11 protein-coding genes are annotated in these 15,068 nt (G+C 49.3%); all 11 read left to right on the top strand.

The features are described from left to right. The first annotated feature begins 94 nt into the window (after positions 1-94). The 11 genes from ACFVS2_RS22435 (at position 95) to ACFVS2_RS22385 (ending at position 15,014) form a co-directional block, all read left to right on the top strand. On the top strand, positions 95-3,523 hold the full coding sequence (locus tag ACFVS2_RS22435) for a DNA polymerase III subunit alpha (RefSeq protein ID WP_390237870.1): 3,429 nt from the start codon (positions 95-97) through the stop codon (positions 3,521-3,523). 169 nt (positions 3,524-3,692) lie between these two features. After that, complete coding sequence (gene ystJ / locus ACFVS2_RS22430) at positions 3,693-4,937, top strand: NADP-dependent malic enzyme (RefSeq protein ID WP_007725350.1); 1,245 nt, start codon at positions 3,693-3,695, stop codon at positions 4,935-4,937. Positions 4,938-5,042: 105 nt separating this feature from the next. After that, positions 5,043-5,714: a FadR/GntR family transcriptional regulator gene (locus tag ACFVS2_RS22425; protein WP_012685105.1), complete on the top strand. Its 672-nt coding sequence runs from the start codon at positions 5,043-5,045 to the stop codon at positions 5,712-5,714. Positions 5,715-5,795: 81 nt separating this feature from the next. Continuing rightward, positions 5,796-5,978: a hypothetical protein gene (locus ACFVS2_RS22420; RefSeq protein WP_007725347.1), complete on the top strand. Its 183-nt coding sequence runs from the start codon at positions 5,796-5,798 to the stop codon at positions 5,976-5,978. A gap of 20 nt (positions 5,979-5,998) precedes the next feature. Next, complete coding sequence (gene accD / locus ACFVS2_RS22415; protein ID WP_173620006.1) at positions 5,999-6,943, top strand: acetyl-CoA carboxylase, carboxyltransferase subunit beta; 945 nt, start codon at positions 5,999-6,001, stop codon at positions 6,941-6,943. Continuing rightward, positions 6,910-7,866 carry an acetyl-CoA carboxylase carboxyl transferase subunit alpha gene (accA, locus tag ACFVS2_RS22410; RefSeq protein ID WP_390237866.1) on the top strand — a complete coding sequence of 319 codons (957 nt, stop codon included), beginning with the start codon at positions 6,910-6,912 and terminating at the stop codon, positions 7,864-7,866. The genes accD and accA overlap by 34 nt, the downstream gene beginning before the upstream one ends. Before the next feature lie 221 nt (positions 7,867-8,087). Next, positions 8,088-9,047: a 6-phosphofructokinase gene (gene pfkA, locus ACFVS2_RS22405; protein WP_390237864.1), complete on the top strand. Its 960-nt coding sequence runs from the start codon at positions 8,088-8,090 to the stop codon at positions 9,045-9,047. A gap of 39 nt (positions 9,048-9,086) precedes the next feature. Then, positions 9,087-10,841 carry a pyruvate kinase gene (pyk, locus tag ACFVS2_RS22400; protein ID WP_173620003.1) on the top strand — a complete coding sequence of 585 codons (1,755 nt, stop codon included), beginning with the start codon at positions 9,087-9,089 and terminating at the stop codon, positions 10,839-10,841. 441 nt (positions 10,842-11,282) lie between these two features. Next, a complete protein-coding gene (gene nrdJ / locus ACFVS2_RS22395) occupies positions 11,283-13,544 on the top strand; it encodes a ribonucleoside-triphosphate reductase, adenosylcobalamin-dependent (protein WP_390237862.1) in 2,262 nt (753 codons plus the stop codon). Between the two features lie 640 nt (positions 13,545-14,184). Further along, positions 14,185-14,616: an acyl-CoA thioesterase gene (locus tag ACFVS2_RS22390; protein WP_390237859.1), complete on the top strand. Its 432-nt coding sequence runs from the start codon at positions 14,185-14,187 to the stop codon at positions 14,614-14,616. 2 nt (positions 14,617-14,618) lie between these two features. Beyond that, positions 14,619-15,014: an FxsA family protein gene (locus ACFVS2_RS22385; RefSeq protein ID WP_173620001.1), complete on the top strand. Its 396-nt coding sequence runs from the start codon at positions 14,619-14,621 to the stop codon at positions 15,012-15,014. The last annotated feature ends 54 nt before the right edge of the window (positions 15,015-15,068 follow it).

Raw genomic sequence — 15,068 nt, 5'->3', positions numbered from 1 at the left:
CGAGAACGTTTGTTCTTAACGTCCGGATGCGCTATACTTCCGGTATAATGTAAGAGAGATAGTTTCAATCGTGAAAAGTGAGAGGGGTAATATCATGACCTCCTTTGTCCATTTGCATGTTCATACGGAGTACAGTCTGCTGGACGGAGCAGCACGTATCGATGCGCTAGTGAAGCGAGCCAGCGAATTGGGCATGCATGCACTGGCTATGACAGACCATGCCAATCTATACGGGGCGATCCCGTTTTATAAAGCTTGTCTGGAGGCAGGCATCCAACCGATTATCGGAATGGAAATATACGTAATAGAAGGAAATCTTCAAGATCGCGTGCGAAATGCACCGCCACCTAGTCATCTGATCGTTCTCGCTGAAAACGAAATGGGCTACCGGAATCTCCTGAAGCTGGCGACAATCGCGAATACAGACGGCAACTACATTCTTCCGCGTCTCAACAAAGAGGTGTTGGCAAAGCATACAGACGGACTCATTGCACTAAGCGGCTGCCAACAAGGGGAAGTAGCCAAGCTGTTACTGGCTGGAGAAGCGGACGCTGCGAAAGAAGCAGCCCGCAAGTATCAGCGAGTGTTTGGTGAACAGCATTTTTATCTGGAACTGGCTGATCATGGCCTAGAAGTGGAGCGCAGGCTGAATACTCGTCTAGTGAAACTGAGCCAGGAGACGGGGATTCCGCTGATTGCGACGAACAATGTTCACTACATCCACAGGGAGGATCACCAGCAGCATGATATCTTGTTGGCGATCAAAGAAGGCAAGACGATTGGCGAAGAAAATCGTTTTCGCTACGAGACGGATCAATACTATCTAAAAAGTGCCGAGGAAATGGCAGCGCTCTTTGCCTTTGCTCCCCAGGCGTTAGCGAATACGATAGCCGTTGCAGATAGGTGCAAGCTGGAGCTTACCTTTGGTGCGCATATTTTGCCGGAATTTCCTTTGGCAGAGGGACAAGCTTCCACACAGTATTTGCGTGAACTGTGTGAAAAGGGCTGCCTGGAGCGATACGGTGAGATTACGCCAGAGGTGCAAGCGCGCCTGGATCACGAGCTGGCGATTATTACAGGGACGGGCTTCACCGATTACTTCCTGATTGTATGGGATTTCATGCGGTACGCTCACGAAAACGGGATACCGACTGGACCAGGACGAGGGTCTGCGGCAGGTAGTCTGGTCGCGTACGTTTTGAAAATCACGAATGTCGATCCACTTCGCTTTCAGTTGCTCTTTGAACGCTTCCTCAACCCGGAGCGGGTGACGATGCCCGATATTGATATCGATTTTTCCGTAGAGCGCCGTGACGAAGTCATTCATTATGTAGCGAGCAAGTACGGTCATGATCGTGTCGCCCAGATCATTACCTTTGGAACGATGGCGGCTCGTGCAGCAGTGCGTGACGTTGGGCGGGCGTTAGGCTTGTCTTTGGGCATCGTGGATCGCGTGGCCAAAATGATTCCACAATCGCCAGGTATGACGTTTGAGCGGGCGATGCAGATCAACCCGGATATCGGCAAGCTGTGCGCGGAAAACAAACAGGCAGCACAATTGATCGAAACGGCAAGGGGTGTAGAAGGCTTGCCGCGCCACGCCTCCACACATGCGGCGGGTGTCGTCATTTCGCGTGAACCGCTGACGAATTACGTTCCATTACAGACGGGTAATGAAGGCTTGGCGCTCACGCAGTATCCGATGGAGATTCTCGAAGAAGTCGGTCTATTGAAGATGGACTTCCTCGGCTTGCGCAATTTGACAATCATTCAGGAGACATTGCGTCATTTGCAGGAGCAGGGAATATCGCTTGATCTGGATAAGTTGCCGACAGACGATGAGAAAACGTTTCGTATGCTCTCCCGTGGAGAGACAACCGGCATTTTCCAACTGGAATCTTCGGGGATGCGCAATGTGCTGCGAGATTTGAAGCCGAGCAACCTCGACGACATCATTGCGGTTCTGGCGTTGTATCGCCCGGGGCCGATGGAGATCATCCCTCAGTACATCGCCGCCAAACACGGACAGAGCAAAGTACAGTACGCTCATCCTGTTCTCGAGCCGATTTTGCAGGAGACACACGGTTTTATGATTTATCAGGAGCAAATCATGCAGATTTCCTCGACACTCGCAGGCTTCAGTCTTGGTGAGGCAGATATTTTGCGTCGAGCAGTCGGGAAAAAGAAACGGGAGCTATTGGCGGAGCAGCGGGAGAAGTTCGTGGCTGGTTGTGTCCGGCAAGGGTACGGAGAAGAGCTGGGCAATCAAGTCTACGATTTGATCGTGCGTTTTGCCGATTATGGCTTCAACAAAGCCCACTCGGTGGCTTATGCGGTCATTGCCTATCAGATGGCTTATTTGAAAGCAACTTATCCGCTTGCGTTCATGGCAGCGCTACTCTCGTTGTCCATTGGCAGTCAAACGAGAATTGCCGAGTACACGGAAGAAGCGCGGCGACTACAGCTTACCGTGCTTGGGCCTGACGTGAATAAGAGCCTGGCCTACTTTACAGTGGAGCAGGATGCGATTCGCTTTGGTTTGGCCGCAGTGAAAAACGTCGGCTACGGTGCCATCGAATCAATCGTGAAAGAGCGAAAAGGCAGACCGTATCGCGACGTCTTTGATTTTTGTGCCCGCGTGGATGCGCGGTTAGTCAATCGCAGAGTAGTAGAGTCGCTCACTTTATGCGGCGCGTTGGACTCGTTGCCAGGACATCGCAGTCAGCTTTTGCTATTGCTAGATGAAGCGGTAGGAAAGGCAAACAGCAAGAGAATTGAGCGTGACGCCAACCAGCTCAATCTATTTGCGGGTGAAGAAGATGCGGCACCACTGCGTGAGCTGGCAGAATATCCCGAGGTACCGCCGCTCTCACATACGCAGCAATTAAAAGAGGAGCGGGATTTGATCGGGGTATACATCTCCGGTCATCCACTTGATCAATTTGCCCATGTCGCCAGTCGCCCGGAAGTAGCAGTTATCTCTTCATTGGGGGATGCGCCGCGCGACAAGACGGTGAAAGTATTCGGAATGATAACGGAAGCCAGACGCATCCAAACGAAAAAAGGGGACCCGATGGCGTTTATTACGCTAGAGGACAAAACGGCACCCGTAGAGCTGGTCGTTTTCCCACAGGTATATGCGAAGTATGCACCATTGCTCGAGCGCGAACAAATGGTCGTGGCAGAAGCCCGAGTCGATCATCAGGACGACATGGTCAAGCTCTTGGCTTCTCGTTTCTGGGATGCACAAACGCTGCCGCAGCCGAAGGCCGAGACCGTATTATTTGTCAAAATATCGGCAGAGCAAGAGCACGATTCGACGCTGCAAAGACTTTCACGCTTGTTTGTCGAAAAAAAAGGAACGATTCCTGTTATCCTCTTCTACGAAGGAAAAAGACAGACAATTCGCCTGCCAGAAGCAAATTGGGTAGACGTAGATGAGTCATTTTTGGAGCAAGCGCGAGAAATTGTGGGTCCTGACAGCGTAATTCGGAAAGAAATGCCTATAAATTGGGGAGGATGAGGAATGTCCTCCCTTTTTCGCCGTTTTCGGCAGGTTTACAGGAGAACAGTTTTTTATTATATTGAGAGCATAACTCAAAAAGTGGTCAGACCACTTGGAATAACCCAGGCATTTTTTGCTGCCTACAAGCCATCATAGAAACTATTATCGTGAAATGGAGTGGGATCTCATGTCCAACCTGAGAGAGGAAGCACTGGAGCTTCACAAAAAACATCAAGGAAAATTGGAGGCAGTGACCAAGGTACCCGTTCGCAATGCTTACGATCTGAGTCTTGCCTATTCTCCTGGGGTTGCTGAACCTTGCAAAGATATTTTTGATGACAAGTCCAAAGTGTACGATTACACGATGAAAGGTAATCTGGTTGCAGTAGTCAGCGACGGTACTGCTGTACTGGGTCTCGGAAACATCGGACCAGAAGCAGCAATGCCGGTTATGGAAGGGAAAGCAGTTCTGTTCAAATCCTTCGCAGGTGTAGATGCATTCCCGATTTGCTTGAATACAACAGATGTAGATAAAATCGTAGAGACAGTAAAACTGCTCGAGCCTACTTTTGGTGGCGTTAACTTGGAAGATATCGCAGCTCCTGCATGCTTCGAAATCGAAGAGCGTCTGAAGCGCGAAACAAACATCCCAATTTTCCATGATGACCAACACGGTACCGCAATCGTTACAGCGGCAGGTCTGATCAATGCTCTGCGCGTGGTTGACAAAAAGCTGGAAGATATCCGTGTAGTAGCGAACGGTGCAGGTGCAGCTGGTATCGCGATCATGAAGCTTTTGATTTCTATGGGCGTTAAAGAAGTAATCATGGTGGATACAAAAGGAATCGTGTACGAAGGCCGTCCATTCGGTATGAACCCAGTGAAGGAACAAATGGCAAAAATTACAAACCGCAGCATGCTGCAAGGTGACCTGGCTGATGCAATGAAGGGCGCTGACGTATTTGTCGGTGTATCCGTAGCTGGCGCTGTTACACAGGACATGGTTCGTTCGATGAACCGCGATCCGATCATTTTCGCTATGGCAAACCCAGTACCAGAAATCATGCCACAAGAAGCAAAAGAAGCAGGTGCGGCAGTAATCGGTACAGGCCGTTCCGACTTCCCTAACCAAGTAAACAACGTTCTGGCATTCCCGGGTATCTTCCGTGGCGCTTTGGATGTACGTGCAACGGAGATCAACGAAGAAATGAAGCTGGCTGCTGTATATGCAATCGCAGACCTGATCACGCCAGAAGAGCTTACTGCGGATAAAGTGATTCCTTCCGCATTTGATCCACGTGTAGCGCCAAACGTAGCTGCGGCAGTAGCAAAAGCAGCGATGGAAACGGGTGTTGCTCGCATCACAGTTGATCCGGAAGAAGTAAAACAAAAAACGACGAAATTGACAGCTATCTCTTACCAAGAAGCGTAAAATACTCTTTATCGAGGCACCGACGACACCCTCCGCGCAAAAACGTAGGCTTCTTACAAACGTGGAGGGTGCTCCTCGTTAAAGGTACGAGTAAGGAGGATAATCGTGCTCGACTCTTCTCAAGATCGAAAGGTTTACGAAGGAATTCTCCTGCAACTTCATGAAATCATTCAGGAGCAAAACTTGCGACCCGGGGACAAGCTGCCGTCTGAGCGCGAGCTGTCCGAGCAACTGGGAGCAGGTCGCTCCTCTGTACGAGAGGCTCTTCGGGCTCTGGAGCTGCTCGGACTCATTGAGACGCGTCGCGGGGAAGGCACCTTCCTCAAGCATTACCGACACAATCGGCTGATCGATATTCTTGGCTTTTTTATCCTACGGGATACCAAAACCAAGAAGGACTTGATCGAGATGCGGCGAATGCTAGAGCTGGATGCTGTCCGCTTAGCCTGTAGACGGGCGACTGACAAGCATTTTGATGAAATGGAACGCATCCTGGCCATTGCGGAGGAAAGAGTAGCAAGAGGCGAGGTACCTGCGGAGGAAGACTATCAGTTTCATCGTGTCATATGTCGCTCCAGCCGCAACTCGATTCTGCATCGCATCTGGACGCCTTTGGTTGAGTACAGCAACAGTATCCGTATTGAATCACTGTCGCGCGAAGGCAGAGCGAGTGCAGCACTCGTAGAGCATCGACAGATTATGGAAGCCATTCGCGAAGGCGATGTGAACGTCGCATTAGAGAGAATGAAGAAGCATTTGGAGAACAGCAAGCTTTAGTTTTCCCCCAATTTGCGAGGGGCGCTGGCGCTGTGATATGATGATGCAGTCCTGTATTGGACGATTGAGGAGGAAGCCAGCATGTGGACGGTCATCTACATCGCTCCTAGCGCTAGAATTGCAGAACGGATACAGCAACGTTTGACAGATGAAGGGTTTTTGGTAAAGGTTCGCGAAGGTAAGGTCTCGAAGCAATACGAGATTCTTGTGCCGGAGAGCGAACTAAACGAAGTCCGGGATGTACTCGGCACGATCCTTCACTGAAGAGAAAGGTGGGTGTACCTGTGCTTAAAGATCTTTTTGGGAAAAAGCGCAAATTCGCTACAGTTCCTTCAGAGACACTAGCACGTGTCCCTGCTTCCACCGAAACTAGCAAGGAAGCGGGTACGAAAGAAAAGGAAGTCCCTGAGGGATTAATGAATAAATGCCCACATTGTGGGACGATTCACTACTCAAAGGATTTGGAGAAGAACTTGCGCGTCTGCAAAGGCTGCCAGTTCCACTACTCCATGTCCGCTCCAGAGCGTCTGCAAGCGCTTCTAGATGATGGGGTTCTGACAGAAGAATTTGATGCCAATTTGATTACCGCCAATCCACTCGGTTTTCCTGGTTATCTGGAAAAAATGGAGCAAGATATGGCCAACACCAATTTGAACGAGGCGATCATTACAGGCGAAGGTGTTCTGGGTGGAAGCCGCATCGTGATTGGGGTCATGGATTCTCGTTTCCGTATGGCGAGTATGGGATCAGTCGTCGGGGAAAAAATCACGCGCGCAATTGAGCAAGCGATCGAACGGCGTTTGCCTTTCATTCTGTTCAGTGCATCTGGTGGAGCACGTATGCAAGAAGGCGTATTGAGCCTGATGCAAATGGCGAAAACCAGCGCAGCGTTGTCTCGATTGGATCGCGAACGCTTGTTGTTTGTCTCGGTCATGACGAATCCTACATATGGTGGCGTATCAGCCAGCTTTTCTTCGTTGGGAGATTACAATATCGCAGAACCAGGAGCTATGATCGGTTTTGCTGGGCGTCGAGTCATTGAGCAAACGATCCGTCAGGAGTTGCCAAAAGACTTCCAAACAGCGGAATTCTTGTTGAAAAACGGGCAACTCGATATGGTGGTACACCGTAAGGATATGCGTAATACGCTGTCCAAACTGGTAGAGATGCACACGTCTCGGGAAGGAGTAGAAACATGGCAGGCGAGCTCTCCTTTGAAAAGCCATTAGTAGAATTACAAGATAAGATTAAGGAATTGCGCCGTTTTACTGAGGAAAAGGGAATTGATTTCTCTGATGAAATACAGCGTCTCGAACAAAAATCAAAAGAGCTTGCTGTGCAAATTTACGGCAACCTGACTCCATGGCAACGCGTACAGCTGGCTCGTCATCCGGAACGGCCAACGACTTTGGACTATATACAACTACTTTTTACTGATTTTATCGAGGTTCATGGAGACCGTTTGTTCGGAGACGACCATTCTATTGTGGGTGGAATTGCCAAGCTGGATGGGCGCCCTGTTACAATCATCGGTCACCAAAAAGGGAAAGACACAAAAGACAACATCAAGCGCAACTTCGGGATGGCTCACCCAGAAGGCTACCGGAAGGCATTGCGCATTATGCAGCAGGCGGACAAGTTCGGTCGCCCGATTATTTGCTTTATCAATACATCAGGTGCTTATCCTGGAAAAGCGGCAGAAGAGCGCGGTCAGAGCGAAGCGATTGCCCGCAATCTGCGTGAAATGGCGACATTTGGCGTGCCGATTATTTGTATTGTTATCGGGGAAGGCGGAAGCGGTGGAGCCTTGGCGATCAGCGTAGGCAACCGCATCTATATGTTGGAGAATTCCTATTACTCCGTGATTGCACCGGAGAGTGCCGCTGCGATTCTCTGGAGAGACTCCAGCTTGGGTATGCGTGCAGCGGAGACGATGAAAATTACGGCTCCTGATTTGTTGGAATTAGGAGTCATTGATGGAATTATTGATGAACCATTCGGAGGAGCCCACCGTGATTTGATCGCGCAGGCAGGGATGGTCAAGGCGGTCATCGCGGAACAACTAGAACAGCTGGGCCGTTTAACTCCAGAAGAATTGATACAGGACCGTTACGAGAAGTTTAAACAGATCGGAGAATTCGCCACCCTGTAAGAAACAGGGGGCGTTTTTTTCTTTTTTCTCCGAGGAAAATCTGCTACAATCGAAGTCGAATGAAAGAGTTATCAGAGCTTTCAAAAAGTATGGCACATATCTTTTCAGTGTATAACAGATATGAGGAATTGAGTGATACAGCATGTTTCATACAAAGTATGGTACATACTGTTTCCGTTAAATGACATGCTAAAGACGATATGATTGGAGAGGTGGATTCCATGCGAAAACTTGCAGTTCTCACTAGCGGTGGAGATTCTCCTGGAATGAATGCCGCAGTCCGGGCGGCTGTACGTCGTGCTCATTTTCACGAATTACAAATGTTTGGGGTTTACCACGGATACGAAGGGCTGATGAGGGGAGATATCAAGGAGATGTCTCTAGGCTCTGTTGGGGATATTATCCAACGGGGAGGAACCATTCTCTACTCCGCTCGCAGTGAAGCGTTCAAGACGGAAGCCGGACAGCAAAAAGCAGTGGAGCAATTACGTGCTCATGGAATTGAGGGTCTGATTGTGATTGGGGGAGACGGGTCGTTTCGCGGTGCACAGAAGCTGACCGAAAGAGGTTTCCCGACCATTGGCGTACCGGGTACGATTGATAATGATATTCCGTGCACCGATTTCACGATCGGGTTTGATACCGCATTGAATACCGTTGTGGAAGCGATCGATAAAATCCGCGATACGGCCACCTCGCATGAACGCACGTACATTATTGAAGTAATGGGGCGAGATGCTGGCGATCTGGCATTGTGGGCAGGGCTTGCAGCTGGTGCCGAGTCCATTATTATCCCGGAAGCGTCGCAGGAGCTGGACGATATTATTGAGCGTCTGCATGCTGGACAGCGCCGTGGTAAAAAGCATTCCATCATCATTGTGGCGGAAGGCGTAGGAAGTGCAGCTTCTTATGCCGAAGCGATCACGAAAGAGACGGGCTGGGAGACTCGCGTAACGGTACTGGGTCATATTCAGCGTGGTGGTTCCCCTACTGCGATGGACCGAATGCTGGCGAGCCGAATGGGTGCAGCAGCTGTCGATTTGTTGCTGGAAGGCAAGCAGGACCGAATGGTTGGGATTCAGAACAACGAGATCGTTGACGTTGATTTTCAGGAAGCATTGGCGAAAAAGCATCAATTGGATTTATCCATTTATCAATTGGCGCGCACGCTATCTATATAAAACTAACAGTTTTCGGAGTGTAGAGGAGGCTTACATCCTATGTTAAGGAAAGCAAAAATCGTGTGTACCATTGGACCGGCGAGTGAAACGGTTGAAACACTGAAAAAATTGATCGAAGCAGGAATGAACGTAGCGCGTTTGAATTTCTCGCACGGTTCCCATGAGGAGCATGCGGCGCGAATTGTAAACATTCGTCAGGCATCAAAAGAAACCGGGAAACCTGTTGCAATCCTGTTGGATACAAAAGGTCCTGAAATTCGTACGGGTACGCTCGCAGTAGATGCAGTCGAGCTCGTAGAAGGAAATACGCTGATCCTCACCACTGAGGAAGTACCAGGTACTGTTGAGCGCGTCTCCATTACGTATCCGGAATTGCCTCGTGATGTAAAAATCGACGATACGATCTTGATCGACGACGGTTTGATCGGGTTGACTGTACAGGAAGTGAGTGACACCGAAATCATCTGCTTGATCAAAAACGGTGGAACACTGAAGAGCAAAAAAGGCGTCAATGTTCCGGGTGTCAAAATCAACTTGCCAGGTATCACAGAAAAGGATGCACAGGATATCGAATTCGGTATTGAACAAGGAGTCGATTTCATTGCGGCTTCCTTCGTACGAAAAGCATCGGATATCTTGGAGATTCGCAAAATCCTGGAGCGCCATAACGTGCGTATCGATATTATCGCGAAAATCGAAAACCAAGAAGGCGTCGATAACGTAGACGAAATTCTGGTAGTAACAGATGGAATCATGGTTGCGCGCGGTGATTTGGGCGTAGAGATTCCGGCAGAAGAAGTACCACTTGTTCAGAAGAAGCTGATCAAGAAGTGTAATGAACTCGCGAAGCCAGTTATTACGGCGACACAAATGCTTGATTCCATGCAGCGCAACCCACGTCCGACACGTGCGGAAGCGAGTGACGTTGCGAACGCCATTTTCGACGGTACAGACGCAATTATGCTCTCCGGTGAGACGGCTGCCGGTAAATACCCGGTTGAGTCTGTCGAAACCATGGTGCGTATCGCTGTACGTGCAGAGCAAGAGCTGAATTATCGTGAGATCTTGTACGCACAAGCACAGCTCAAACAAGTGACGATTACCGATGCCATCAGCCAAGCTGTATCCAATGCAGCATTGGATCTGGACGCAGCAGCAATTATTACTGCGACCGAAAGCGGACACACAGCTCGCATGGTATCAAAGTTCCGTCCAAAAGCACCGATCGTGGCTGTAACGCCGCATGAAGCGATTATTCGCCGTCTTGCACTCGTAAATGGCGTGTATCCGGTGAAGGGCGAAATGGCGAATACAACTGATGAAATGTTGGAGATGTCTGTCCAGGAGGCGCTTGATGCAGGCTTCGTCCGTCATGGCGATCTCGTTGTGATCACAGCAGGCGTACCTGTCCGTGAAGTTGGGACAACAAACCTGATGAAAATCCACGTCATTGGCGATGTGGTAGCAAAAGGACAAGGAATCGGCAGAAAAGTTGTCACAAACAAGGTAGTTATTGCTAGATCCGCTGAAGAGGCGCTGGCAAAGGTAGAAGAAGGGGCGATCCTCGTAACCATCGGTACCGACTCCGATATGATTGAAGCGTTTGGCAAGGCTGGCGCAGTGATTTGCGAAGAGGGTGGACTTACCTCTCACGCAGCCATCGTAGGCTTGAATCTCGGCGTTCCAGTCATCGTAGGTGTGCAATTTGCTACGGATGTATTGAAGGACGGGCAAATCGTAACGGTGGATTCTGAACGTGGGCATATTTACTCAGGGCATGCCCGGATTCTGTAGGTAATACTATTCATCTTTCATACAGAATACCTCTGAAGGGTGACCAAGCGTCACCCTTTTTTGGCTTGGGGAAAAAGGATTAGCCGACGAACTACCTGATAAGTTTTACCAGTTAACGGTGATTATTAGGTGGTGCAAAGCGAGTGGGAATCTGTTAAAATCGGTCGGTGGCTTTGTGTCAGGACGGATTAAATCCATACGTTCGGGGTTTCCAAATCATGACAGAATGGGTGTTGTAGCGCTCGTTGCCAGGAAAAGGCTGAACATAAAAGGGTCCTTCTGTACGTCCAATGTTCGGGATTTTGTGTCAAGTGTTTTTTTAGAGCAAACACAACATCTAGTATTGTCGAAAATTATTTCGCACAATATATAGGTAAAACTATTGAGTTTTACAGATAAAGATAGTTAAACTAGAGAGGAAAGATTCGAAGGAGGAACGATATGCTGGCGACCGAAACCGTATCCCGAACTCAATTTTTGCGGGATGAATTCTTAAATCAATATCCTGATTTTCCGATCCATATGAGTCCTCTGGGACAATTTGTTTACTACCGTACTTATTCTCGCTTTGTACCGGAAAAGGGAAGACGAGAAACGTGGAAAGAAACTTGCCGCCGCTCGGTGGATTACAATATTAAGCTGGCTTATCAGCATTTGAAAAAAATCGGAATGTACGCCGATTCTCGCACAATGGAAAAAGAGGCAGAAGGTTTGTTTGACAACATGTTTAACCTTCGCCAGTTTTTGTCTGGCCGTACCTTGTGGGTTGGCGGTGCAGACAACGGCGTAGCGGATTTGTATCCGTTGGCGAACTTCAACTGCTCCTTCCTGAACATCAAGTCTTGGGATGACTTGGGCGATTTGTTCTACCTTCTCTTGGTAGGAACTGGCGTAGGCTTCAAATGCACGAAGGAAATGGCTGCTGGACTGGGCCCGATTCGCACGAATGTTTCGCTGCTTTCTTCTGAATACAGACCGCTGCCAAAGCATCAACGCCTGGAGCGTTCTGAGCTGAATGTACTGGATAACGGCTTTGCCAAAATTTATGTGGGAGACAGTAAAGAAGGCTGGGTAGAATCCCTCCGTCTCTACCTGCAAATTTTGACAGATTCCACTTATGAACACATTCACACCGTGAAAATCTCTTACAACAGCGTGCGTCCGAAAGGCGAGCGACTGAAGCGTTTTGGCGGTACTGCTAGTGGTCATGAACCACTTCGTGAAATGTTTGAAGGAATCGATAAAGTGTTGAAAAACCAAATCGACCAGCATTTGGCACCAATCGAGAGTGATGGAAAAGGATACGGTAAAATCCGTCCGATACATATTCTCGACATTGGAAACCTCATCGGAGCAAACGTCGTAGTAGGTGGCGTACGCCGTACAGCGGAAATTTTCCTGTTCGATCACGATGATTACGAGTGCATGCTGGCGAAATACGGCATCAATGGCTTCTGGACAGAGGATCAGCTGAACCACCACCGTCGTGTAGGCGAGCTGTTGGGAGAGCATAAGCCTGTATGGTTTGACAGCATCCAAAATGTAGGAGATGGACGCTCCGGTCTAGATCATCGCCGCATGTCCAACAACTCGATCGCCTTTACCAAACAACCGACCAAGCCATTCTTGAACCTTGTGTTCACCTTGATGCAATTGGAAGGTGAACCAGGCTTCATCAACTTGGAAGAAGCAAACCGTCGTCGTCCAAATGCAGAGGGCTTGAACCCTTGTGCAGAAATCCTGCTCGATTCTTATGGCGTCTGCAACCTGACGACAGTCAATCTGGTTGAATTCGTGAAGGATCGCGAGGATGGCTCCAAGTATCTGGATCTCGATGGCTTGCTGGAAGCACAACGCAAATCTGCTCGTGCTGGTCTGCGTATGACGCTGGTTACGTTGGAGCTGCCGCATTGGGATACCGTTCAACAGCGTGACCGATTGCTCGGAACTTCCCTTACTGGTGTGAAGGATGCGCTGGCATCCCTTGGCTATACAGAAGAGCAAGAGCTCGAACTGTTGCGCAAGCTGGGCGATGCTGCTCGTGACGAGGCGAACCGTTATGCGTATGAGCTGCGAGTGAATTCTCCACTCCTGGTAACGACCGTGAAGCCGGAAGGTACGCTGTCTCAGGTAGCTGGTGGTGTCTCCAGTGGTCTGCACTGGTCCCATTCGCCGTACTACATCCGCCGCATTCGTATCAATGCTGAGGATCCATTGGCAAAAGCAGTACAAGCTCTTGGCTGGACAGTAAACCCAGAGGTAGGATCACCAGGTGAAACGTATGAAGAGCGCATGGCAAATGCACGCACACTCGTTATCGATTTCCCTGTAGCATCAGGTGCAGAAGAAACGAAGAACGAAGTAAGTGCAAAACGCCAATTCGATACGTACTTCCGTTTCCAGAAAGAATATACCGAGCACAACTCTTCGAACACCATTACGGTTCGCAAGGAAGAGTGGGTAGAAGTAGAAGACATCGTTTACGAAAACTGGGATAATTTCGTAGGTGTATCCTTCTTGCAATTGGATGGAGGAAACTACCAATTGGCTCCATATGAAGAGTGCACCAAAGAACAGTACGAGGCATTGAAGCAGTCCATGAAGCCATTTGATCCTGCGATTTTGCAGCAGTACGAAACCGGCGGAGAGGCTGATCTGTCCACGGCTGAATCTTGCGAAGGCGGCGCTTGCCCGATTCGCTAAGCGATCCGAATAATAAGAGGCAGAGGTAGACTGAAAAAATCAGTCTGCCTCTGTTTTTTATGTTTCTGTAGTGGAGAGAAGAATATTTCCAGTCTAGGCTCCAGGCTCCGTCCTGCTGAGGGCTAAGACTGCCCGCTCCGAAGGGATTAGCGGGGAAACGCAAAAGTGGTAGCCGCTACGTCGCACGGGCACGGTTGCGTTTCTTTTGCCCGCTAATCCCTTCTCCGCTCGGTAGGACTCCACAAGTCGCTACGCCTGGAAATATTCTTCTCTATCGTAACAGATGCGATTCTTCAATCTATTAAGGCATTTAAGACCCATCTAACACGGAAAGCTCGTAGAGGAAACAGGAGAAATAAGCGAAGATCTTAGGGACACCGACCGAGACGGAATGCCAAAAGCGAAACACGCCCTTAAGCGTCCACCTCTGAAAAACCTCCTGAATGGACCACTTTGGACGCGGTTTCGCTTTTGGCATGGAGTCGGGCAGTCAATCCTGCAGCGGGTGGCCCTAGAAGCTGGAGCGTTTTCTCCTGTTTCCTCTCCACCACTACAGCAACGTATATACTGTCTATATCAATGAGCCTTGAGTAGGGGGACTATGGTACAATTATTGATATAGAGAAAGGAGCGATCCAAAATGACTCCCATTATTCATTCCCATCGATTGCGCGTCCGCTATGGCGAAACCGATCAGATGGGTGTGGTCTACCATACGAATTACTTGAACTGGTTTGAAGTAGGAAGAACAGAATTGATTCGCCATGCGGGGATCACCTATCGTGAGCTTGAGGAAAAAGGCGTACTTCTGCCTGTTACAGATGCGAACATCTCTTACAAACAACCCGCCCGCTATGACGATGAGGTAGAAATACGGACGCGAGTAAAAGAGATGAGTCCTGTCCGCCTCACTTTTGCTTACGAGATTGTTAGATTGCCTGACCAGCAGCTGTTGGTTTTAGGAGAGACGATGCATGTATTTACCAACACAGCTTTGAGGCCGATTCGCTTGTCGCGAGCGGAGCCTGACATCTATGATTGGTTGGACTCCCAGCATAAAGGAGGGGAATAGGCATGTTCCGCTTTTTTGCCATTCTGTTTGTCGTCGCGTTTGGATTAGAGCTTTGGGGGCTTATTACCATTGGATCGTGGATCGGTGGTTGGAACACAGTCGTGCTGGTCATTCTCACGGGGATCTTGGGAGCTTGGCTCGCGAGGCAGCAGGGGATGCGAGTATTCCGGATGGTCCAGCATCAGTTGTCGCGTGGGCAAATGCCTACGGATTCGCTCATCGATGGTGTTTTGATCTTGATCGGTGGCATTTTGCTCTTGTTGCCTGGATTCGTCACGGATGTGATTGGACTGGTCTTCCTCATTCCGTACACACGGATGATTATTCGTCATCTGTTGAAGCGCTGGCTGTGGAATCTCATCTCGTCTGGTCGTGTTCAATTGTTTTTCCGCCGCTAATACAGATATTCCCTATAAAAAAGAACCGCTCCGAGCTGTGTGACATGCTGCTCG

The organism is Brevibacillus sp. NPDC058079, assembly GCF_042885155.1.
Classification (GTDB): domain Bacteria; phylum Bacillota; class Bacilli; order Brevibacillales; family Brevibacillaceae; genus Brevibacillus.
This window is presented reverse-complemented; position numbering and strand designations above follow the sequence as displayed.

Coding starts and splice junctions, on each gene's coding strand:
- pfkA (WP_390237864.1), top strand. CDS start 8,088: ATGCGAAAACTTGCAGTTCTCACTAGCGGTGGAGATTCTCCTGGAATG.
- ystJ (WP_007725350.1), top strand. CDS start 3,693: ATGTCCAACCTGAGAGAGGAAGCACTGGAGCTTCACAAAAAACATCAA.
- nrdJ (WP_390237862.1), top strand. CDS start 11,283: ATGCTGGCGACCGAAACCGTATCCCGAACTCAATTTTTGCGGGATGAA.
- pyk (WP_173620003.1), top strand. CDS start 9,087: ATGTTAAGGAAAGCAAAAATCGTGTGTACCATTGGACCGGCGAGTGAA.
- ACFVS2_RS22385 (WP_173620001.1), top strand. CDS start 14,619: ATGTTCCGCTTTTTTGCCATTCTGTTTGTCGTCGCGTTTGGATTAGAG.
- ACFVS2_RS22435 (WP_390237870.1), top strand. CDS start 95: ATGACCTCCTTTGTCCATTTGCATGTTCATACGGAGTACAGTCTGCTG.
- ACFVS2_RS22390 (WP_390237859.1), top strand. CDS start 14,185: ATGACTCCCATTATTCATTCCCATCGATTGCGCGTCCGCTATGGCGAA.
- accA (WP_390237866.1), top strand. CDS start 6,910: ATGGCAGGCGAGCTCTCCTTTGAAAAGCCATTAGTAGAATTACAAGAT.
- ACFVS2_RS22420 (WP_007725347.1), top strand. CDS start 5,796: ATGTGGACGGTCATCTACATCGCTCCTAGCGCTAGAATTGCAGAACGG.